Annotated in this window: 16 protein-coding genes and 6 pseudogenes; 5 read left to right on the top strand and 17 right to left on the bottom strand. The window is 57.8% G+C overall.

Annotation, left to right across the window (positions count from 1 at the left end; all coding sequences use genetic code 11):
• Positions 1 to 325: 325 nt before the first annotated feature.
• Complete coding sequence (locus tag EJ075_RS33675) at positions 326 to 766, bottom strand: transposase (protein WP_245457935.1); 441 nt, start codon at positions 764 to 766, stop codon at positions 326 to 328.
• Between the two features lie 23 nt (positions 767 to 789).
• Between EJ075_RS33675 and EJ075_RS33670 the strand changes: the two are divergent.
• The 3 genes and pseudogenes from EJ075_RS33670 to EJ075_RS16475 form a co-directional block, all read left to right on the top strand.
• Positions 790 to 1,011 (top strand): annotated as a pseudogene (locus EJ075_RS33670) (transposase); the annotation flags it as partial.
• 58 nt (positions 1,012 to 1,069) lie between these two features.
• Complete coding sequence (locus tag EJ075_RS33665) at positions 1,070 to 1,228, top strand: transposase (RefSeq protein ID WP_245457934.1); 159 nt, start codon at positions 1,070 to 1,072, stop codon at positions 1,226 to 1,228.
• Between the two features lie 1,095 nt (positions 1,229 to 2,323).
• Positions 2,324 to 2,476: pseudogene (locus EJ075_RS16475) on the top strand (IS110 family transposase); the annotation flags it as partial.
• Between the two features lie 327 nt (positions 2,477 to 2,803).
• On the opposite strand, the gene EJ075_RS16470 reads toward EJ075_RS16475, so the two are convergent.
• From EJ075_RS16470 to EJ075_RS16455, 4 genes are all read right to left on the bottom strand, one after another.
• Positions 2,804 to 3,802, bottom strand: coding sequence for a succinylglutamate desuccinylase/aspartoacylase family protein (locus EJ075_RS16470; RefSeq protein ID WP_126105011.1), 999 nt, complete (start codon positions 3,800 to 3,802; stop codon positions 2,804 to 2,806).
• A 575-nt stretch (positions 3,803 to 4,377) separates the two neighbouring features.
• Positions 4,378 to 6,129 carry an ABC transporter permease subunit gene (locus EJ075_RS16465; protein ID WP_348627323.1) on the bottom strand — a complete coding sequence of 584 codons (1,752 nt, stop codon included), beginning with the start codon at positions 6,127 to 6,129 and terminating at the stop codon, positions 4,378 to 4,380.
• Positions 6,130 to 6,175: 46 nt separating this feature from the next.
• Complete coding sequence (locus EJ075_RS16460; protein ID WP_126107352.1) at positions 6,176 to 7,174, bottom strand: ABC transporter ATP-binding protein; 999 nt, start codon at positions 7,172 to 7,174, stop codon at positions 6,176 to 6,178.
• 256 nt (positions 7,175 to 7,430) lie between these two features.
• Positions 7,431 to 8,534 (bottom strand): ABC transporter substrate-binding protein, encoded by a 1,104-nt coding sequence (locus EJ075_RS16455; RefSeq protein ID WP_126105009.1) that lies wholly within the window; start codon positions 8,532 to 8,534, stop codon positions 7,431 to 7,433.
• Positions 8,535 to 8,940: 406 nt separating this feature from the next.
• On the opposite strand from EJ075_RS16455, the pseudogene EJ075_RS16450 reads away from it, so the two are divergent.
• Positions 8,941 to 9,327: pseudogene (locus tag EJ075_RS16450) on the top strand (IS481 family transposase); the annotation flags it as partial.
• On the opposite strand, the gene EJ075_RS34155 reads toward EJ075_RS16450, so the two are convergent.
• The 3 genes from EJ075_RS34155 to EJ075_RS16440 all read right to left on the bottom strand — a co-directional run bounded on the left by EJ075_RS34155 (position 9,258) and on the right by EJ075_RS16440 (position 10,363).
• Entirely contained in the window at positions 9,258 to 9,533 is a 276-nt protein-coding gene (locus tag EJ075_RS34155; RefSeq protein WP_348627377.1) for a hypothetical protein, read from the bottom strand. The pseudogene EJ075_RS16450 and the gene EJ075_RS34155 sit on opposite strands and share 70 nt — an antisense overlap.
• A 166-nt stretch (positions 9,534 to 9,699) precedes the next feature.
• Positions 9,700 to 10,041 carry an ATP-binding cassette domain-containing protein gene (locus EJ075_RS34005; protein ID WP_281033423.1) on the bottom strand — a complete coding sequence of 114 codons (342 nt, stop codon included), beginning with the start codon at positions 10,039 to 10,041 and terminating at the stop codon, positions 9,700 to 9,702.
• On the bottom strand, positions 10,034 to 10,363 hold the full coding sequence (locus EJ075_RS16440; RefSeq protein WP_245457933.1) for an oligopeptide/dipeptide ABC transporter ATP-binding protein: 330 nt from the start codon (positions 10,361 to 10,363) through the stop codon (positions 10,034 to 10,036). The genes EJ075_RS34005 and EJ075_RS16440 overlap by 8 nt, the downstream gene beginning before the upstream one ends.
• 926 nt (positions 10,364 to 11,289) lie before the next feature.
• Here EJ075_RS16440 and EJ075_RS33370 point away from each other — a divergent pair.
• Entirely contained in the window at positions 11,290 to 11,649 is a 360-nt protein-coding gene (locus EJ075_RS33370) for a hypothetical protein (RefSeq protein WP_206437492.1), read from the top strand.
• A 173-nt stretch (positions 11,650 to 11,822) separates the two neighbouring features.
• Here the strand turns inward: EJ075_RS33370 and EJ075_RS16430 are convergent.
• The 9 genes and pseudogenes from EJ075_RS16430 to EJ075_RS16385 all read right to left on the bottom strand — a co-directional run.
• A pseudogene (locus tag EJ075_RS16430) lies at positions 11,823 to 12,142 on the bottom strand (transposase); the annotation flags it as partial.
• A 47-nt stretch (positions 12,143 to 12,189) separates the two neighbouring features.
• Positions 12,190 to 13,215, bottom strand: coding sequence for an NAD(P)-dependent oxidoreductase (locus tag EJ075_RS16425; RefSeq protein ID WP_126105008.1), 1,026 nt, complete (start codon positions 13,213 to 13,215; stop codon positions 12,190 to 12,192).
• An 852-nt stretch (positions 13,216 to 14,067) separates the two neighbouring features.
• A pseudogene (locus tag EJ075_RS16415) lies at positions 14,068 to 14,756 on the bottom strand (IS6 family transposase).
• 178 nt (positions 14,757 to 14,934) lie between these two features.
• A pseudogene (locus EJ075_RS33660) lies at positions 14,935 to 15,179 on the bottom strand (IS5/IS1182 family transposase); the annotation flags it as partial.
• 279 nt (positions 15,180 to 15,458) lie between these two features.
• Positions 15,459 to 16,079: a class II aldolase/adducin family protein gene (locus EJ075_RS16405; RefSeq protein ID WP_126105007.1), complete on the bottom strand. Its 621-nt coding sequence runs from the start codon at positions 16,077 to 16,079 to the stop codon at positions 15,459 to 15,461.
• A gap of 182 nt (positions 16,080 to 16,261) precedes the next feature.
• Complete coding sequence (locus tag EJ075_RS16400; RefSeq protein ID WP_126105006.1) at positions 16,262 to 17,398, bottom strand: serine hydrolase; 1,137 nt, start codon at positions 17,396 to 17,398, stop codon at positions 16,262 to 16,264.
• Positions 17,399 to 17,497: 99 nt separating this feature from the next.
• Positions 17,498 to 18,541 carry an ABC transporter ATP-binding protein gene (locus EJ075_RS16395; protein ID WP_126105005.1) on the bottom strand — a complete coding sequence of 348 codons (1,044 nt, stop codon included), beginning with the start codon at positions 18,539 to 18,541 and terminating at the stop codon, positions 17,498 to 17,500.
• On the bottom strand, positions 18,538 to 19,554 hold the full coding sequence (locus tag EJ075_RS16390) for an ABC transporter ATP-binding protein (RefSeq protein WP_126105004.1): 1,017 nt from the start codon (positions 19,552 to 19,554) through the stop codon (positions 18,538 to 18,540). Before EJ075_RS16390 ends, EJ075_RS16395 begins: the two co-directional genes overlap by 4 nt.
• Positions 19,551 to 20,444, bottom strand: coding sequence for an ABC transporter permease (locus EJ075_RS16385; RefSeq protein ID WP_126105003.1), 894 nt, complete (start codon positions 20,442 to 20,444; stop codon positions 19,551 to 19,553). Before EJ075_RS16385 ends, EJ075_RS16390 begins: the two co-directional genes overlap by 4 nt.

Below are 20,444 nucleotides of genomic sequence, written 5' to 3'. Positions count from 1 at the left end.
ATCGATGCATTTGTACACTCCGAGCGTAATAGGCAACTCTTGCTGGCCGGGCTCGGACACGATAAAAGTACCACTGTCTAGGGTGTGTTTTCGTCAAGAATTTGTAAATTTGCATGAAGCTTCGCCGCGACTAAGCTATGCTAGCTATGTTTACTGGAGATGGGGCTGCTTAAGCAACTCCCACGCCGTAGGTTCGTGCACTCGGCCTGCGGAGTTGTGGCGAGCGGGAGCTCTAAAGCGTGTCGCGATTTAAGGGATTCAGGATTCCCTTTGATTTGGGTTCGTGATTCATTGCGGTTGAAAGGAGACCGCGATGGGCAAGCCGCTACCGCTTGAGTTGCGTCGGCGTGTTGTTGCGTATGTCGATGAGGGACATGGTCACCGCGATGCTGCACGCCATTTCCGCGTTTCGCCTCGCTTTGTGAACAATCTGATCAATCTGCGCCGGCCGACCGGTTCGCTTGAAGCGCGCCGGCAGGGCCATGTGGGCGGCGGGAAGCTTGAGGCTCATGCCGAGTTTGTCCGCTTGCGGTTGGCCGAGACCGGCGAACTGACGCTGGACGAGCTTTGCCTTGAACTGGAGGGGCGCGGTGTGAGCGTGCACCGCTCCAATGTCGGGCGTCTGCTCAATCGCCTGGGGCTCAGTCATAAAAAAAACTCTACAGGCCAGCGAGCAGCGGCGGGCCGACGTGCGCCAGGCGCGTGAACTGTGGATCGGGCGGCGAAAGCGCTTCTTCAACAAGGCATTGGCGCGGCTGATCTTCATCGAAGACGTCGACCAGCACCAAGCTGACCAAACGCACAGGCTGGGCGCCGAAGGGCGAGCGCTTCAGGACGCATGCACCATTCGGCAAATGGCAGACGCAGACCTTTATCGCCGGGCTGCGATACCATGGTCTTGTCGCGCCATGGATCGTCAACGCGCCGATGAATGCCGCCATCTTCGAACACTACGTCGAAACGCAGCTCGCTCCCGAACTGTCGCCCGGCGATGTCGTCATTCTCGACAATGTCGGCTTCCACAAGAACGAGCGCGCCGCGCGACTGGTTCGCCAAAGGGGCGCATGGCTTGCTCCTGTTCCTGCCGCCATACTCGCCCGACCTCAACCCGATCGAGATGGCCTATTCAAAACTCAAGGCGAGGCTGCGAAAGAAGGCGGCCAGAAGCTTCGATGCACTCCGCGAGGCTCTCGGCGATCTCTGCCATCTGTTCGAGCCAACCGAATGAGGAAAACTTCTTCAAAGCGGCCGGATATGAGGCCGATTAATCGCGATACGATTTTAGAGTATCATCGCGGGGGCGTTGTGTATGGCGGCATTGGTCGCCGTGCTCTCCGGCACGGCCGCGCACCAGGTTGTCCTCGCTCATTTGGCTGATCGTGTCCAAAGGCCATATTACTACCGCTGCACTGCCCACCTTATTGTTGTGTTCAGCCAGGATTGCGCCCCGACGAGGTGCACGATGGCATCCTCGTTGTTGTTTCGGGAAGCTCCATGCAAGGCAGCCATCTAGGGCTGAACTGTTCCCTGACTGTCGCCCAGCTTCCTGCTTCGGCACTGTAGTTGGATCTGGTCGGCGACTCCGTGCCGTTGTACCGACGTTACCTCTACGTATCCTGTTGATAATGGAGGCTGAGAAAACCTGCTGCTCAGCAAGTACGGTCCTCATGAGTGGGTCCGGCAGGGTTGCTATGTCGCGCACACAGCATCTTGGTAACGACTGCCTTGAGCCTTCGTGCCCATCGGAGCTTACGATTTGTCTGCCCGCAGGCTGAAATCTGTCTCGCTCAGGACTCGGCCCAGATACGCTTGGCCTCAGCCCTGCCGATCTCCAGGCCGAGGGGGTAAAACCCGCCGTCAGCATTGAAGGCCACGGGCAGCGAGACGATCCGGCCACAGCGACGGACCTACGTGGCACCGATTCACGGTGCCAATCGGCTAGGATCGCAGATCGAGAAAGGCAGGAGTGAGACCCGACTCTGGGAAATAACCGCTCTCATGTCCCATCGCCTTGATCGGCCGTCGAACAACCACGTCGAGATGCCCTGCACATAAGCTTCCTGGATGACGGCGGTGGGTGCCATTCGGCCATGGCGCTGTTCGAGCAAACCTGGGAAGTAAGAAGCATCTCCCGGAACTTGGGAGCGCTCTGTTCGACAGCTCCCGCTGGCATCTCCAATCGCGTAGCTGCGTTGAGCGACTCGGACCAGCGTCTTCCGGCCCCACCTCCAGCTGCATCGGCCGGTGATCCTCTTTAGCGTTTTCTTGAGCGCGGACCGTCTGCTGTAGCTCTCGACATTCATCACGAAAATCGTTGCGTGATGAGAATGGCGACGTGCGCCGCTTCGAAAGCCCGCGCCAGCTCATGGGCTATCTTGGCCTTGTTCCTGGTGAGCGGTCGACCGGAGAGACAGTCAGACGGGGCGGTATCACCAAGGCAGGGAATGGCCGCGTTCGTCATATGCTGGTCGAGAGCCGCCATTGCCCGCCCCCCGGATGAGCCGGCGCAATGGCCGAGAGACTTTGCAATGCTGCAGGTATCTGGCTAAGCAAAAGGATTCGATCCAGTTCAGGAATTCCTTCTCGTTTAGGTTCGAAAGCGCAGAAGCGCGGCGATTCAGTTCGCCGACATAAATGCACGCGTCTTGGGGCACGCCGGACCTAATGGCAGCTTAATCGTCATAGAAAAGCGCCGGCACCAAGAGCAACGACAACGCCTTTGATCTGCAATTCAGTGCACACTATGCGTCCTGGCGAGATTTCGGTAATGACACGCGAGGTGCTGGGGGGGGTCTGCAACTGATTATCGAATCGTTAACGGCCGCGCAAGGAGAGCTACCCCTTCGTTGATTTCGACATGCGCCCCCGATCCTATGCCTAGCACGATCGCTGGCTCGGGCGCGCGGATGTTAATGGACTCAGCGGTCAGCGAATTCATCGGATGCAGAACACCTATGATATCCCCCCGCTTCACTTCATCCAACACCGAGCAGCGAGGTTCGAAAATGCCCGTTGCCGGCGATTTCAACTCGTCTGACGGACGGGTTTCGAGTGTTTTGCCGGACTTCTGTTGACGGTACGTTGGATATTCGGGTTCACCATCGACCAGCCCGAGCGCGAGGAGTGCGTTTCGTACACCAGCTTCATAGATCGCGAGACTATTCGCGCCGACTGTACCGCCTCCGAGTTCAGCGCAAACAAATACCTTGCCCTGGTTTTGGGCCACCATATCGAACATTCCAGCCGTCTCGTTGTGTTGCCAGACCAATGTTAAGGGCAATTGGAACGCTTCCGCCATTCTTACCGTCCTGGCCATGAGATCGGGATCGGAGATGGGGTGCGTCGTGGCGGCGGCTGGAAAATTCCACGTTGGTCCGAAACTGTGCAGATCAAATATCGTGTCGGCCGCTGGCAACAATATGCGCGAAACCGCATCCGCGATTCGTTCGGTCACTGACCCGTCGGCGCGGCCCGGAAACACACGATTGAGATTCAACCCGTCGAGCGGAGTATTGCGGCTCCATGCCTGCACGGCCAATGGATTGAGCACCGGCAGGACGATGACCCTTCCACAAGTTTGCGCTTCTGGCAGCCAATCGATAAGTCGTCGCGCGATAAGTGGCCCCTCCAGTTCATTGCCATGATTCCCGCCCGTAACAAGAAGGCGCGGCCCCTCTCCTTCATTGAGACTGAAGACCGGGAGCGATAGCTCTCCGCGGTCGATACCTCCCGGAACAACAAGGTACCCCCTGCTCGCGCCGCGCGAATCGAGGTCAAATGTAAGATGTGGTGCTTCGCTCATTGTCCAACCTATCGCAGGCAACCTGGCGCCGGGTTACGGTAGCTCTTGCGCACTGCATTCTCCCGCTCTGGAAGTATGCGCCACGCGGTATGCAAATCGCCAATATAATGTCCCGGATGGTACCATCGCGTTTTCAGATGGCCCGCGGCCTGGTTTGTTCGAACTACAGCCGCTCGACGTTCATGAGGAAACAAGGGAACCGTGACGAATAGCCAGTTCACGCGCCTACAGCATATTGCCCGTTACCGTGCCCTATCCTGGCCCTACATTATCAGCGGCAAGATACAGTGATTGCTCTAAAAGCCCAGCTCGTGCAGGATGAAGATGAACGCGAAGCCGAATTCAATGGGTATGCGCCAAAACCCAACTTTCATTCCGCTCTCATTAGGAGATATCTCCGCCTTCGAACGTTGAGATCTCCAATAATTCGAAGACTCCCCATGCGGCACAGTAGATATTTACTCTCGCAGTATTATCATTCTGTGGCCAACCCTTGTGGCCGTGACGTTGCCAGAACCTCTGAGCGTTGCTTGACGTGACATGCTGTTGGGCAAATGCTTGCTCAACTCCGACGCTCAAGTCGGGGGATTTGCGAGCAGTCGCTGAGCGCCCGGACTCGACCGCCACCAGGTGACATAGAGGACGATCAGCGAGAGAACGGGCAGGAGCATTAGTAGCGACGACACTGCAGCAATTGTCGGGTCGATCTGATGGCGAATGTCTTCCCACATCTTCAGCGGGAGGGTGCGGATCGCGAATCCGCCTACCAGCGATGTAACGACGACCTCATCGAAGGAGCTGAGGAACGCAAGCACGGCACCGCCGATTATGCCTGGCCGAATCAGCGGTAGCGTTACCCTTACAAAGGTTTGCAACGGCCTGGCCCGCATGCTCTTCGCCGCCTGCTCCAGCCGCTGGTCAAAATTTGCCAGAGTAGCAGCCACGATCACGACGACGTAGCCGAGAGCGCCAATGCTATGCGCCAGGATGATACCAGCCATCGAGCCCAGCAGTCCGAGTTTGAGCAGCCCGAGATAGGCCACGATACCAACGACGATAACGGGCACGGTTATTGGCGTCAAAATAACCATGGTTAGGGAGCTTCGGAGCCGCGGAAGGGTGCGGTTGATGCCGTAGGCCGCAAGCGTCCCCACAATGGTTGACAGGATAGCGACCACGATGCCGATCTGTATGCTGACCCAGGCGGCGTTGTACCATGACGGGTCGCCAAAGAAGGAGCGGTACCACTGCAGTGAAAGGCCGGACGGTGGGAATTCCAAAAACCTCCCGGCGCTGAACGACATGACGACGACGAGGAGTTCCGGAAACAGCAGATAGAACATGACGAGCACCAGGAAAATTGTGCCGACGATGTTCGACCAGTTGCTATCGCCGCCCGCCTGGTAGAGCTGTGCCGTCCAGCGCTTCGCCCGGAGGGTAGTGAGAAGCTCGCCCGGATGGAGTTTCATCACGAAGGATGAAGGGAGCCGACTTCGCCAAGCATTCCGCGTCGATTGGGCCGTTCGGCCCTGCGTGCCTGAAAGATCGACACCGAACATCGAGAGCACGACAACGGCGACTCCCAAGAGGATAAAGGCCGCTGCGCCAATGCGCCCGATATTAAAGGAAGCCTGGACCTGCGACGCGATGAAGGTTGACAGCATGGCGTCTCCCAACCCGCCCAGGGCGGCCGGCGTAATGTAAAAGCCGAGGCATATTACAAAGACCAACAGGGAGCCGCTTCGAACACCCGGCATGCTGAGCGGGAAGAAAACGCGCCAAAACGTGTCAAAAGGCCGTGCACCCATGCTGCGGCCCGCCGCCATCAGCGACCTGTCAATGCCCATCATCACGCTGATTAGAGGCAAGATCATCATGGGCAGCATAATGTGCACCATCCCGATATAGACGGCCGTGCGGTTGTAAATTAGCGGCAGCGGACTAGAAACAATCCCGAGGTCGAGTAATAGATTGTTGATTAGGCCGCGATCGCCAAGGATCACGATCCAGGCATAGGTCCGTGCCAATCCACTGGTCAGGTATGGGATGATGACGAGCACGATGAGCGCCACTCGCCGGTGCTTCGAGGCGCCCACGATCAGATAGGCCGTCGGATAGCCTATGAGCAGGCAGATGGCGGTAGCCACGACGCTAATCTCGATCGTTTGGTATAGCACGTGGACATTGGCCGGCTGTCCGAAAAACATCTGATAGTTGGCGAGCGAGAAGGCTGGCGCATTGATGCTAGTCAGGAACAGCAGTATGAGCGGTATCCCGAATACTACGAGTAGGACTGCGAAGGCAGGCACAGTGAGCACAATGGGCATTCGGCCCACTTTCCGAAGCAGCTTCATCCGCGTTCCTTTCTGCGCCTCACGTCCTGACAAAGCGAATGTCGGACCGCAGCCAGTCAAGACGTACCCTGTCGCCAGACAAGAAGATCTGCTGTCCCGAGGCGGCCTGCTCGCGCGCGACGATTAGGTCATTGCCGACGCGCACATGGTATTTTCGGAACGGACCAGCATAAATCATGTCCTCAACCGTGCCGGTGATAAACTGTCTTAGGGCGTCATCGGCGCGCTTTGGGGCGGCGTCGGACGCGACGCAGATACGTTCCGGCCGCAGCATCGCGACTGTTCCGGATGGCGGCGCAGCATCGGATTCGATCCTGAACCTAGCATTATCGAGGATGTTAGCTTCCCCTAGAAAAGTCGCGACGAATCGCGTTTCGGGCCGGTCATATAGGCCCGCCGGTGTGTCGGTCTGCTCGATTATTCCGGCTCGCATCACGACGATGCGGTCCGACAGCGTGAGCGCCTCCTCTTGATCGTGGGTGACACATATAGTTGTCGTGCCAAACTCCCTGTGCAGGCTCTTGAGTTCGCCCTGCATCTGCTCGCGAAGGTTGCGATCGAGTGCACCCAACGGCTCATCGAGCAGGAGAAACGGAGGATCAGCGATCAGTGCTCGGGCAAGCGCCACACGCTGCTGCTGGCCGCCACTCAGTTGCGATGGCATGCGTCCACCAAAGCCACTGAGATGCACACGCTCAAGCATACGATCAACCTGCCTTACCCGCCCAGCGGCCTTGATCCCGCGCATCTCAAGCGGGAATTCCAGGTTGCGGTGCACCGTGAGGTGTGGAAAGAGCGCGTAGTTTTGGAAAACGATGCCCTGGTCGCGCCTGTAGGACGGCACCGAGGCGACCGACCTCCCAGCGATCAGGATGTCTCCCTCGCTAGGCGCTACGAACCCCGCCAGCAGCATCAGCGCTGTGGTCTTGCCCGAACCGCTTGGACCCAAAATAGTCAAGAACTCACCGCGAGGAACTATAAGGGATAGGGCTTTGACCGCAGCGACCGCACCATACATCTTTGTCACGTTGCAGAATTCAATCCGCGCAGGACCGGAACTTTTCTTCAAGTCTTGATCCTCGGCAATCGGAAGGGTGGTGCTTATAAAATGCAAGGTCACGAATAGTGCTCCAGTAGACTACAAACGGCCACCCCGACCTAACTGCTTGCAAGAAGCGTGGGGCGTCGATCAAGGCGGCTCAATCCATTGTCCGAGTCGAACCAACGGCCAATATTCCTGGCCGCGTTCAACCCTCAATCTGCGAAACACGGACCTACTGAAGAACCCACTCGTTCCAACGCTGCATAAGCCGGTCGGCGTTTGTAGTACCGTCAGCGCCCTGTTCAGCGTACCACTTGTGATTCATTGTTATACTAGATGCCAGATAGGCAGGGTGACTGGCGGATTTTCGTGCGACATCTTCCGGCATCAGTTTGAGCGCATTTTGGTTCGCTGGCCCGTAAGGCATGAGCTGCACAAAGGCGGCCTGCCTATCAGCGCGGGTGATAAACTCAATGAATTTTTGTGCGTTCTGCTTATTCGGGCTGCCCTTCGGGATGCCCCAGCTTTCCCAAGTCACCACTGATTGATTTCGATTAATCTCAATAGGCGCGCCTTCATCGCTCAATACAGTCGCACGGCCGTCGAAGGCCTGCGCAAGATCCACAACCTTATCGTGCATCATCTGCTGAATCTCGGACCCGCTTGACCACCATTTGCGGATATGCGGTTTGATCTTGTCCAGGCTAGCGAAAACTCTGTCGATGTCCATCGGATAGAGTCCGCCAGCAGGCACACCGTCCGCCAGCAGAGCTTGCTCCCACGGACCTTCGCTTCCGTATTGACCCGAATATAACGTACGAACGCCAGGATACTTGCTGACGTCCCAAAACTCTGACCAAGAAGTCGGTCGAGGCCTGCTAGCCGGGTACTTCTCAGAGTTGCAGACTAAACACCACGCGTACACAATTGACCCGACACTGTACTCGCTCCTCGTGAAGTCCAGGATACCGTCTAATTCGTGCTTCTTATAGATGGAGTAATCGATCTTTTCAAGATAACCCTTCTTTTGAGCTTGTACATCCATGGACGCGCTCACGGGAATCACGTCAATCGACACGCTATTGGTCGAAATCATTAGATTAAGTTGTGTTTCGCTGACTTCGTCGCTGATCGGAGTTACTTTGATTCCCATCTCGGCTTCGAACGGCTTGACATAGGCTTCGATACACGCCTTCGCGTACTCGCCACCATTGAGCGCGACCCTCAGTTCCCCCAAGGATTGAGCAGTGGCACGGCTGGTTTTGCAAGACACTGCGCCTAGAGCGACGGCAGAGCTCGCCTGAATGAAACGCCTGCGGTCTAGCAACATTCTCATTGATTGTTCTCCCTCTTGTTGCTTCCATAGGCGGATTTCGCTGTTCGCCTTCGCCCTGGTTATGTCGACTCATATCAGTCTCTCAGCTGATCCCGTTTTGTTGTGATTGAAGCCGGTCTCTCTGGCCACAAACCGCGCCGTTTTATCTAGCGCAGTCCCGGGACTTTATGCAGGTAGCGGCGCCACTCGTTGCCTGGTGCGCAGATGCCGGAATGGCCTCGACGCGCATCTTATTCCCACATCTTTGTTGTGCTTCACATATTCTTTCGGCCGATGCATTCGATCAAGCATCATTGACCCAGCGAGTTTCGTCAAATGCAGTTTGTATATTAACGTCATCTAGAAGCGAGATGGATGTCCAGCGTTTTAATGGTGCGATGTTTTCTTCCGAATGGAAGGATGCGCTATGGGACAGGTTCTACACGGCCGCGCCACAACGACAGAGGCAGTGCGTCGAACAATACAGAATAGTCAAGAGAGCCTGAGGACGCTGGCCAAGCGTTACGGCAATCAATCAGAAGACGGTTGCGAAGTGGAGGAACCGGACGTCGGTTGCCGATCTTCTCACGGTCCCAAAGAGCCGAAATCGACGGTATTGTCTGTGGAGGAAGAGGCGACCGTCGTCGCCTTCCGCAGGCATACGCTCTTGCCGCTCGATGATTGCCTCTATGCCCTAGCCCGACAATCCCCGCGTCTGACGCGCTCGTCATTGCATCGTTGCCTTCAGCGTCCTGGCATTTCTAGTCTGCCGGAAGTGGACGCTGACAAGCCGGCCAAGAAGAAGTTCAAAGCCAATCGACCAAGATACAAGACCGCAATCCGGTCCGCGATCAACCAGGCAAGCGGCAGGTCATGGGTGATGAACAGAAGCGCCATCTTGTGTTTTTCGCGTACGTCCACCAAGACCTGAAGAATCTGTGCGCGTATCGGGACATCGAGCATCGAGACGGGTTCGTCAGCAACGATGAGCTCCGGTTTCACGGCAAGTGCTCCAGCAATTACGACCCGCTGGCGCTGCCCGCCGGATAGTTCATGTGGGAAGCGGGTAAAGAAATCACCGGGAGGACGGACGCAAGCGCTTCGCTCACCCGTCGGCGAGTTTTGTGGTGTTGTCGACCAGCCGCAGTGACCGCAATGGCTCCGCCACGATATCGAACACGGTGCGTCACTGGTTGAGTGCCTGATAAGCGAAGATCATCTGCACGCGATGCCGGTAAGGACGCAAGGCCGAGGAGCCTCGCTTCGCAGTCATGTCGCGGCCTTCGAACAAGTTTCTGCCGCCCGTCGGCTGGGCAAGTTTGGTGATGACGCGGCCCACCGTCGTCTTGCCGCTTCCCGATTCCCCAACAAGGGCGATGATCTCCCCCCGTCCGATGTTGAGGTCGATACCATCCACCGCGTGCACGGCGCCAGCAGGTCGGCCCAGGACACGGGCGAACAGCCCGCCATGGATAGGAAAATGAACTTCCAATCCCTCAAGACGCAGCATGTCGGCGGTGTCAGGCATGAGCTGCGACCTTGTCTTCTTGCGAGGACCAGTGAAGGTGACAAGCCAAATGTCCCTGCCCGAACTTATCGAAGGTGGGAACTTCGGTCGCGCAAACCCCCATGGCCAACGGGCAACGCGGATGGAAGGCGCAGCCCGAGGGTCGATTCACCAGGTTGGGGGGATCACCCGGCATTGGCCGGATCATCTTTTTGCCGTTCGCCGGGTTCGGGATCGAGTCTATCAGCAGTCTGGTGTACGGGTGCTTAGGTCTGGCGAAGATCTCAGCGACAGTGCGTCCTCGACGATGCGGCCGGAATACATGATCATGACGCGACCACAAGCCTCAGCCACCACATCAAGGTTGGGCAAGGTTAAGCCGCGATCGCAAGTCACCAAGCAGTTTTATGGACATTTGAAGCTCGAGGAGGAGATACGCCGGAAATTCTGTCGATGAGCGCCGCCACGATCGACCGCTTGCTCCAGATGCCGAGGCGCACGGGCCGTACGAAAAAGCCGAGAGTTGTGTCAGAGCCGCGGCGGCGCATCAAAATGCGCACCTTTGCTTACTGGAATGAGCCCCTTCCCGGCAGCATGGAAATGGACCTGGTGGCTCATTGCGGGGAGGTCCCCGCGGCAGCTACGTTCATAGCCTGGTTCTGACCGATATCGCCAGCGAATGGACGGAGGCTGCGCCCATCATCGTTCGAGAAGGCATCCTCGTGGTTGAAACGCTCGAGGGTATCCGCGCAGGCTTACCCTTCGCTCTGACGGCGCGAAGATGGCTACGCGCTATCATCCGCCAGACGCCCTGCGAGCGTCTTCTACAAGCGGAGGGTGTCCCCATGGCCAGCAAGAGCAAGTTGCGCGAGATCGCCGCCGACCTCGATCCGCTAAAGCTTCTGGAGGAGATTGCGTGCTGTGCAGGCTTATCTGGCAGCATTGGCTGACGGCGAAATACCGCCCCCGACGACATCCGAGCCGCCTAACTTGGCGGCGTTCGTGGCAATTATCAAGGGCCTGCCACGCCGGCGAGATCCGTCCGACATTCTCCTCCGAAGCAACCATTTTATCTGCGAAGCCTCCAAAAGGTCTCAACGCAAGCTCCTACTTCGAGTCCGTCTGCCGCACCCATGGTGGCGATCCCAACCACGACCGCAGCACCGCCAGCGAAGACATCGGAGAAGCCAAAGCCGGTCTACGCCGAACCTGGCCAACGTGATCGGCCAAGCCATGCGGAGCGCCTGGATCCGACCCAAGATCAACGCCATGCAGCTCTTCGAAGAGTTGTGCATCCAGTTTCCAGGTCGATTTACCCGCAAGCAATACAAAACGTTCGCCCGACGGGTCGGTGTCTGGCGCCAGGCAGCTCGAGTGCGCGGCGTTGTCATCGGGCCTAAAACGTATCGCCTGCTCAGCGACAAACCGCGTGGCCGACGTCCCGATATCTTCAAGGACGATTGGGAGGAGATGACACAGTGCCTTGAGGAATTCCCGGATCAGACCGCACTTGAACTGCTCGTCGAGTTCCAGGCCCGTTACCCGGGACGATTCAGCTTGCACGCTGCAGAAGCGAGTAAGGGCATGGCGACAACTAGCAGTGAAGCGGCTCATCGGCGAGGCCAGTAGCCTAGCGCCATATGCTGCTCTGAATCCCGCATGCCGGGCGAGGAGGTAACACTCTCGATGAGGCAAACGGTAACAAAATTAGGAGAGGCAACACGACACGCATATGATCCCAAAGTGCCCGCATGCCGACCTGTTTGGCGGCCGAGGACGAAGCTGGCTTGGATGCCAGCCCGGACGTGCTGCCAGTTGCGCCGCCAGCTTTGCGTGATCGCTCGCTGCCTCCAGTAGCTGACTTCGAAGTCCTCAAGAGCCTTCATGCCTGCTTCAGCGTCCTTGACACGATAAATCGCGCGCAGCGCCGCACGACGGGTTTGCGGTCCTTCCAGGAGACGAACTCCAAGGAATGGCAGTTCAGGTGCACGATGCAGGTTTGCACCACGGTCTGGGGAAAGACGGCGCTGATCGCCTCGGGAAAGCCCTTCAGGCCCTCGACGACGGCAATGAGGATGTCGCCGACGCAGCGGTTCTTTAATTGGTTCATCACGCGCAGCCAACTTGTTCCTCGCGACGCTGTGAGCCCATCTAGCTGTCAGCGCGGATTTAGTATCCGAGGTCTAAATTGACTTGACGCGTAAGCGGTTTGTCCGCTGCAAATTCGGCCAAATTTTCGGTGCCCCATTCGATGTATCGTTCTAGCTGTCCGTCAGCATCATGGCTTTGATCGTTCGAGCAAACAACGTTTGGAAGCTTCTGAATGTTCAAACGCGGAGTGAAGTTTGCCGGAAACGTCTTCCCGTACTCATAAACCGGCCACACATCTGCTCCGTAGCCGCGCAAGCTCCCAGACTTGAGCGCGTCGTATAGCGGCTTTTCCTGGATCAAGTTCCCACGAGCGATATTCACTAGAAAAGCCGTCGGTTTCATGGCCTTTAGTTCAGCATCACCGAAGAAATTGTCCGTCTCGCCGGTAATGGGGGTCGCCAAAATGACATAGTCGGATTGTCCAAGAACCGCATGCAGTTCGTCCATGCCGTGCACAGAATCCACGAACTCGGCTGGGCGCTCCTTATTTCGACGCACTCCAAGAACGCGCATACCGAATCCTTTTGCACGTTTGGCGATCTGACTGCCGATGCTTCCAACGCCGATCAAACCGAGCGTGCGCCCGTCCAACATGGCAGATCGGTGCTCTTCTCCGAAGAGAGGAAAGAATGCGCCCATCTCCCGCCCAACTTCATGCTTCAAAAGAGTTTTCTTTGCGAGGGCGAGCATAAACATCATCGCCTGCTCGGCAACAGCGATTGCGTTGGCACCGCGAATGTTAGTGACTTTGAAGCCACGCTGTTTCGCAAGTGAGAGCACCCCATTTTGACCAAGGTCGTCGACACCGGAGTGTAGCCACGACAGTACCTTGAGCTTCGTCGCAATCTCAGGGATTCCCTGAGGGAGAGTCCAGCCGATGAAGGCATCCGCGTCGACTGCATGATCTTTCAACTGCTGATATGTCCCTTCGAAGCGGGAAAAATATTCACCTTCCGGGGCCACGACTTCGGTACCACGCGGCATTGCATCCTCAATGTACTTAATTTCGCCGCTCGTCGCATGCCACAGGCACAGAACCTTCATTTCGACTTCCTCGCTAAGTTAAGAGCGTGCTCGTTCGTCAGCTCTCAGTAAGTAGGTCGTTCCTTCTGGTCCAATACCGTGTTTAGATTTCCGCCATCTTTGATCAAGATGGGCCAGATCCCGCGTTTGACCCGTACGGCTGGCAGCAGCCGATCATCGGTAGCCGCAGCGTAGCGCGTTGGCGCGGATTCCTCAGGGGATGCCTCAGTGTATGCGGAGAAGAGAAAGGTGCGGACGGCACGACCCGCTACGCATCACAAGCGGGCAGCACGTACCTGCATCGAGTGGTCCCCCGCAATGGACTCCCCGATCCTGAAGTCGCCATGCGCAACGGACGATCGCTCTTGCGAATCGTCGACTTAATGGAATTGGCCCCTTGGTGGATCGTCGTCGATCGGCCTTTGCAAAAATGGGTAGTAGGGCTGTGGCGCAGGAGATGCGCACCGGCGACCCGCCCGAGTTCAACCCGACATGCCGCGACCGCTTCCGCACGATCCTTGAAACAGGCGCCGCATACTTGAACCGTCCCACCGGCGGCGTGACGACAGGAACAAATACGGACTATCCACCTGCGGTCGAGCGCGCAGGATAAATCGGCGAGTGCGGCGCCGGTCTCCTCGAGGAGTGGCACCACCCGATCACGCTTGCCCTTGGGCAGCAGGACGCCTCGATCGCGGATGTCGACGGGCGTCGTTGCGCCGATTGCAACGATCGCGTGCCGAACGTCATTCCATGCAAAGCGAGCCGGAAAATGGGCCAAACGCCAATAGGGCGTCCTTGGGACGACCCGAGGGAGATCGGTTCCGTTCCAAGTTTTGTCTGGTCAGAGAATTTGCCAGAGTGATGACAACCTCATGCGGCAGCAAGGAGTTCGAACTGCTCGGCGAGAGACGGGTTCGGATTGAAGGCGTACCGCGCCTGTCGTTTGCGCATCATGGGGACCATCTCGATGCCGGACAGCGTGACTGCAGCAGCGTGCGTCGATTTGAAACCGAGCATCGCCGCACCCGGCGCTTGATGCGCCGATGATCCTGCTCGATGCGGATATTGAGGTATTTGGCGGATGCGGATCGGCTTCGACCGGCGCCGGGAACAATCCTGCAATCGACTTGTGGCATCGCAGGAAACGTGGCTTCCCGGTTGGTCTGACTGTCGATGACGATGCGATCGGGGCGGCCATGGCGTGCCAACGCTTTTGTGAACAGACGCTTGGCGGCCGGCAATCCCGGCATTCCCTAAACCAGAACTCGACGGTGTCGCCGACGCTGTCGATGGCGCGATAGAGGTACATCCATCGCCCGCGCACCTTGATGTAACTCTCGTCCGCATGCCATTTGCCGATCACGGCGACTTGCGCCGGTTGAAGCGTTCCATCAGCAACGGCGCGAAATGAATGACCCAGCGATGGATCGTTGAATGATCGACACTCATGCCACGCTCCGCCATCATTTTTCGAAGGTCGCGTAGCTCAGTCCGTAGGCCAGATACCAGAGCATGCAAAGAAAGATCAAAAGATGGTCGAAATGGCGGCCTTTGAACATCTCAACTCTCCGGGGAACACCGGTGCCCAATGCCATGCGCCTCGTACCAAAGAGTCTGCAACAGATCCATGTGGATCCCCTAAAAAATCATGAAACGGACGTGCTCCCGCTCTAAACTGCGAGAAATGGTATTGGCACCAAGATGATGTTGACATTCGACCGTGAACAATCTTGACCGCTAACCGGCAAGCTGCTTCGGCCGGTTCAGGATCGCGGCGATCAAGAGCCACAAAAACGCCTCAGGCACCTGAGCAGGAGGGAGAAGTTGTAACCGGCTGCGGCCAGGATGGCGTTGATCGCATCGCCTTGGGTGTGAGCGAGGAAAGTGCGGCCCATTCTGTGTTCGTTCTTGATGTAGCCGATCACCGGCCCGACGGGCGATAGCCGCCGCATCTGGCGCTTGATGGCCGGTGTCACGCGGCGTGGTCGGCTTTCGCGGGCCGTGTTGGGGACGAGGAACCGGGTCGCTCTGATGACCACCTATACGGTGGGCTCACGCGCCGCCGAGGCGGCGCGTTGAGATCGCCTTTCAGAACAAGGCCGCGTTCTATGCGATCCTGTTCAAGGCCGCATCCGAAGCCTTGAGGGTGGCGGCGGCCGATCCCAGGCATTACGTATTCTTCACGGCCGACTTGACAAGAGATGATGGAGCTTCGCATTAAGCTGCGCCAGAACGGCCTTAGCTCACGAACACTTACATTCTCAGCTCGCGTAATCCGACCCTTGGGCGTTCAGCACGCGCTTGACAGCTTCGAAATACAGGTCCACATCGGCCCGAAATTCCGCCTTCCCCGCTTGCAGGATACTCCGCGACTTGTCGAGTACGGCTTCTGAGATCAATTTGCGTTTACCTGCAGCCATTGCGAGCATTTGGGTCGTCGCAGCGCGTTCGAGGAAGTACAGCCGGTAATAAGCCTCACTTACGCTTTCGCCGGTGGCAACGACACCATGATAGGCAAGCAGGAGAATCTGTTTGTCGCCGAGCACATCCGCTATCCGCTCGCCCTCTTCTCGTTCGTTGCCAAAGCCGTTGTATTCGAGATCATAGGCAATCATGTCATGCAAAACCATTGCGTTCTGACTTGACGGTTCCAGCCTCATGTCTTCCAGCTGGGTTAGAGCTGTTGTGTAGGGCATGTGGGTATGGAGGACGCAGGCAATGCCACGCCGGTGCAAGGGCGCATGGATGCAGACGGCCGAGAAGTTTGCAGGCGCCTCACCCCTGAGAACTTGTCCTTCAAGAGACACTTCAATCAGGTTCGAAGCCTTTACCTCTGACCAATGCAGCCCGAATGCATTCAGATAAAACGACCTGGGTAACATGGTACCGTGAGCGTGAAGTGGTTGTCGATCCCTTCATGAACCCGTCGTTGACCGCCTAGCGATGCGCCGCAGGCAGGTCAACGCGGGCTTTCATCTGCTGGTGATTCTGGAAGTTAGATGTTCTTTCGTTGTTTTCTGACATCTGACAGTGATCCTTCAGTTTCGGCCGCCTGGCGACCAAATCATAGTTGTGCTGCGAGTTCGGCCATCATCCTCACCAGAGAGCCGCTGAAGTCGGCGTCGAAGGCGCTCCGGTTCTCGAGCACGCTGAAATAGACGACGACGGTGCCGGTGTCGGGGTTCGCGAGCATGAATTGCCCGCCGTAACCGCCGTGACCGAGCCACGTCCCGTCGGTGTACGCATGGCTGCTATAGCGCATCCAGTCACGCGGCTTCTGTAAGGCCGGGCCGGGATTCAGGCGCGTCTTTTCGATGAAGGCGGCATCGCCGACGCGGCGACAGTCGATACCCTCGCCCTTGCGCGCGAACAACAGGCCGTAACGCGCGAGATCGCGGGCGGTCAGGCAGGCGCCGCCGGAGACTAGCGGCACACCCTCGCGGTCGCATGTGATATGGAAGCATCCCTCGATGCCTGCCGCCTCGACAATCTCGATCAGCCAGTCGCGTAGTGGCTGGCCGCTGGCGCGTTCGATGATCCAGCCAAGTACATCGCTGTTGGTCGACTTATAGAGAGCCTCTCCAGTGCGATTCGCCAAGTCGCCGCCGGTGATGCCGCAGGTAAAGGAACGGGTCATCTCTTCTTTCTGCCCCTCCGGCGGCAGGCGCCAGCCGATGGCAGCCTCCATATCGTAGGACGTCGCCTGAGGGTCGCTGTAATCCTCGCTGAAGTCGTTGGCGACGTTCATGTCGGCGACCGCTTTGACAGTCGCCTCGGCATAGCCCGCACCAATCTCCGGTAGATAGGTGCCTACTCGCTCATCGAGACTAACCAGGCCGTCGGCCACCGCGCGGCCGAGCATCAGGTTGAGTGTCGTCTTTGTGATAGACATGATGGGATGTGGTCTCTCCGGTCCGAAGTCCGGCGAGTAGGCCTCGTAAAGGATGTGATCGCCGCGTACCATGATGAAGGCGGAGAAATGGGGCATGGCGAGGAAACGTGCGACGCCGGGGCGCTCACCGATGGTCCAGTCGATCTCCTTCCTGAGTGGCAGGACGCGGGGTGCCCGCAACGACATCGCGTAGCGCATCGTGGTGTGGAGGTTATGGAAGCCGCGCCGGCGGTAGTCGGGCAGGTTCCAGCGCGGCTTGTTAGCGAACAGGGTTACGAGGTCGGGATTGGGGATTGAGGAGAGCGTCATGGGCTACCTTCCAAAACAAGTGTTCGTGGGACTCATCAAAGAGCAAACAACCAGCGCTCGCCGCGCTTTGCACGCCTGGAAAAAGCGATGGTGTTTTTTTCATTTCAGGGTTGGTCCGCCTGAAGAAAGCCGTCTCTGCTCAAATGGCATCGCGGTTTCGCGCTCCAGCGGGAAGTGGCATCTGAAGCTGTGCTCCGTACCATCTAGGCTTGGTGAAGTTTCAGGGAAGACGCGGCTGCAGATATCCTGCGCGTAGCGACAACGGGTGTGGAACTCGCAGCCGGATGGCCGCCGCAACAGGCTCGGCACCTCACCCTTGAGCTCGATCCTATTGAGCACCGCATCGGGATCTGGCTCGGGATTGGCCGCAAGCAGCGCCTCGGTGTAGGGATGACGCGGGTACTCAAAGATACGCTCGGTCGAGCCGACCTCAATAAAGCGGCCGAGATACATGATTGCCATGCGATCGGTCATGTGGCGCACAACGTTAAGATTATGCGTGATAATCAGGATCGCCATACCGAGTTCGTCCTGAAGCCGCGCGAGAAGATTGAGCACCTCGCCCTGTACAGAGACATCGAGGCCGGCGGTCGGCTCATCGGCGATGATCAAATTGGGTTTGAGCGCGAGGGCTCGCGCGAGACTGACGCGCCTGGCCTGTCCGCCGGAAAGCTGATGGGGATAGCGGCCAACAAAATCTGCCGGCAAGCCCACCATACGCAGCAGACGCGTCGCTTCGGCTCCTGCGTCGCGATCCATTAGCCCGTGGATGCGGAAAGGCTCCGTCAGGAGCGATCGCACCGTCAGCCTGGGCGAGAGTGAACCGATCGGATCCTGGAACGTCATCGCCATGCGCCGCAAATAGGGCTTGCGTTCGGCAGCGCGGAGCGCCGTGAGCTCCTGTCCCTCGAAGCTGATGGTGCCGCTCACCGCCCGCTGCAAGCCGATAATCGTGCGCGCGATGGTGGATTTGCCCGAGCCGCTTTCGCCGACAAGGGCCAGCGTCTCGCCCTTGTGGATTTCAAACGAGACGCCGCACACCGCATCTATGAAAGGTGCTTTTGTGCCGGTCGCGAGCGCCTTCAGCGGACCCATGGTGCGGAAGCGGACGCAGAGGTCCTGAATGCGGAGAAGGGCACTCATACCAAAACCACCCGCTTTTCATCGAGCAGATGGCATCGCGCGGTCTGCTCCAGGCCGATGGAGTACTCGATTGGTATCTCACGGTGGCAGCGATCGAACGCCTGCGGGCATCGCGCGCTGAAGATGCACCCTTTTTTGTAGCCGAGGAGACTGGGCACCTCGCCGGAAATAGTCGGCAAAGTGCGCGTCTTTTGCCTGATCCGCCCCGGATCGCACTCAAGCAGCGCGCGGGTGTAGGGATGACCAGGATTGTGGAAGATGTCGCGTACAGTCCCCTGCTCCACCACTTCGCCCGCATACATGACGACGACCCGGTCGCACAACTCAGCCACAGCGCCAAGATGATGGGATACGAAAAGGACCGAGCAACCAAACTCTCCTTGCAGATCTTTGAGGAGATGAATGATCTGCACTTCGAGCGTTGCATCTAGTGCAGTGGTTGGCTCGTCGGCGATGAGGAGCGCCGGTCTTACAAGAAGCGCCATTGCGATGCATACCCGCTGACGCATTCCGCCGGAATAGTGATGCGGATATCCGCCGATGCGGCTTTGCGGATCGGGAATTCCGACCCGGTGAAGCATGTCGATAGCACGAGTACGTTTTTCGCTTCGGCTTCTTTGCTCGTGGTGCTGGATATCGATCATCTGGTTCTCAATGGACCGCACGGGATTGAGTGCAGTCATCGGGTCCTGGAAGATCATGGAAAGTCGATCGCCGAGCAGGCCCCGACGCGCATGAGCGGGCATGTCGAGCAGGTCTCGTCCTTCAAACAGGATGTTGCCAGCTGTGACCTCGGCATTTTCTGAAAGCAGACCCATCACTGCATAGGCAAGCGTTGATTTTCCAGATCCACTCTCGCCGACGATACCAACCACCTGTGCGGCTGGAATATCAAGGGAAACGTTTCGCAGCGCATGAACGCGCCCGCGTGGCGTACCGAAGTCGAGATTGAGCCCACGGATTTCCAAGAGCGGAGAAGCCGGACGCGATGACTGATCGTCTGGTATCATCATAGATCACTCCGCAGCTTTGGATCGAATATGTCGCGTAGCGCCTCCCCCAGGAATGTGAAGCCTAGCGTTGCGAGGACGATCGGAATGCCGCCGGCAACGACCAGCCAAGGCGTCTGCTGGATAAAATTGTAACCATCGTTGAGGATAGCTCCCCAATCGGGCGTCGGTGGACGTACGCCCAATCCAAGAAAACTGAGACCTGCCTCTATGGCGATGACGGCTGGCACGTCCATGCTCACGAGAATTATCAGCGGCCCGATGACGTTGGGCAGTACGTGGACGGTGAGGATACGCGTCGTGCCGGCGCCCATGCTGCGCTCCGCGGATATATATTCACTGTTGCGAAGCGCCTCTGTCTGGGTGCGTGCGACTCTCGCATAAATGGGCATCGAGGTTATTGCGATGACGAAAATGACGCTGGCCAGACTGGGTCCAAGCAGCCCGATAATGGCCAATGCAAAGATAATGCCGGGAAAGGAGCGGATGGTATCGAAAAAAAGAAGGAGCAAATTGTCCAACCACCTCGGTCCGAAGCCTGCGATAAGGCCAAGCGCCAGGCCGATCAACAGCGAACTGCCAAGGGAGGCGAAAGCGACAAGGAGCGGAATCCGGCCGCCCATTATGACGCGCGAGAATGTGTCGCGGCCCAGTTGGTCCGTGCCCAGCAGAAAATCCAGTGAAGGCGCAGCCAGACGCGGCCCGACCATGATCCGGGTCGGATCATGCGTGACAATCAGCGGAGCGAAGATCGCGCTCGCGAACACGAGCGCCACGAGCGCGGCTCCAAGCACACCCAGATGGTTCTTTTGCAATTGTTCGAGAAACGTGCGAAAGGCGCCGGGGTCCTTCTCTCCATCGGATTCGCCGCGGATGGCTTCAACCTCCGTCAT

The organism is Mesorhizobium sp. M6A.T.Cr.TU.016.01.1.1 (genome assembly GCF_003952585.1).
Taxonomy (GTDB): Bacteria; Pseudomonadota; Alphaproteobacteria; order Rhizobiales; family Rhizobiaceae; genus Mesorhizobium; species Mesorhizobium mediterraneum.
The sequence above is the reverse complement of the archived record's forward strand: the minus strand, read 5'-3'. Positions and strand labels throughout refer to the sequence as shown.

What these genes read in the sequence shown, in the direction of transcription:
- EJ075_RS16455 (WP_126105009.1), bottom strand. Translation starts at nt 8,534, where the DNA reads ATGAGAATGTTGCTAGACCGCAGGCGTTTCATTCAGGCGAGCTCTGCC.
- EJ075_RS16405 (WP_126105007.1), bottom strand. Translation starts at nt 16,079, where the DNA reads ATGTTACCCAGGTCGTTTTATCTGAATGCATTCGGGCTGCATTGGTCA.
- EJ075_RS16395 (WP_126105005.1), bottom strand. Translation starts at nt 18,541, where the DNA reads ATGAGTGCCCTTCTCCGCATTCAGGACCTCTGCGTCCGCTTCCGCACC.
- EJ075_RS16400 (WP_126105006.1), bottom strand. Translation starts at nt 17,398, where the DNA reads ATGACGCTCTCCTCAATCCCCAATCCCGACCTCGTAACCCTGTTCGCT.
- EJ075_RS33675 (WP_245457935.1), bottom strand. Translation starts at nt 766, where the DNA reads ATGAAGATCAGCCGCGCCAATGCCTTGTTGAAGAAGCGCTTTCGCCGC.
- EJ075_RS16460 (WP_126107352.1), bottom strand. Translation starts at nt 7,174, where the DNA reads ATGTATGGTGCGGTCGCTGCGGTCAAAGCCCTATCCCTTATAGTTCCT.
- EJ075_RS16465 (WP_348627323.1), bottom strand. Translation starts at nt 6,129, where the DNA reads ATGCCCATTGTGCTCACTGTGCCTGCCTTCGCAGTCCTACTCGTAGTA.
- EJ075_RS16385 (WP_126105003.1), bottom strand. Translation starts at nt 20,444, where the DNA reads ATGACGGAGGTTGAAGCCATCCGCGGCGAATCCGATGGAGAGAAGGAC.
- EJ075_RS16470 (WP_126105011.1), bottom strand. Translation starts at nt 3,802, where the DNA reads ATGAGCGAAGCACCACATCTTACATTTGACCTCGATTCGCGCGGCGCG.
- EJ075_RS33370 (WP_206437492.1), top strand. Translation starts at nt 11,290, where the DNA reads ATGCAGCTCTTCGAAGAGTTGTGCATCCAGTTTCCAGGTCGATTTACC.
- EJ075_RS34005 (WP_281033423.1), bottom strand. Translation starts at nt 10,041, where the DNA reads ATGCCTGACACCGCCGACATGCTGCGTCTTGAGGGATTGGAAGTTCAT.
- EJ075_RS16390 (WP_126105004.1), bottom strand. Translation starts at nt 19,554, where the DNA reads ATGATGATACCAGACGATCAGTCATCGCGTCCGGCTTCTCCGCTCTTG.
- EJ075_RS16425 (WP_126105008.1), bottom strand. Translation starts at nt 13,215, where the DNA reads ATGAAGGTTCTGTGCCTGTGGCATGCGACGAGCGGCGAAATTAAGTAC.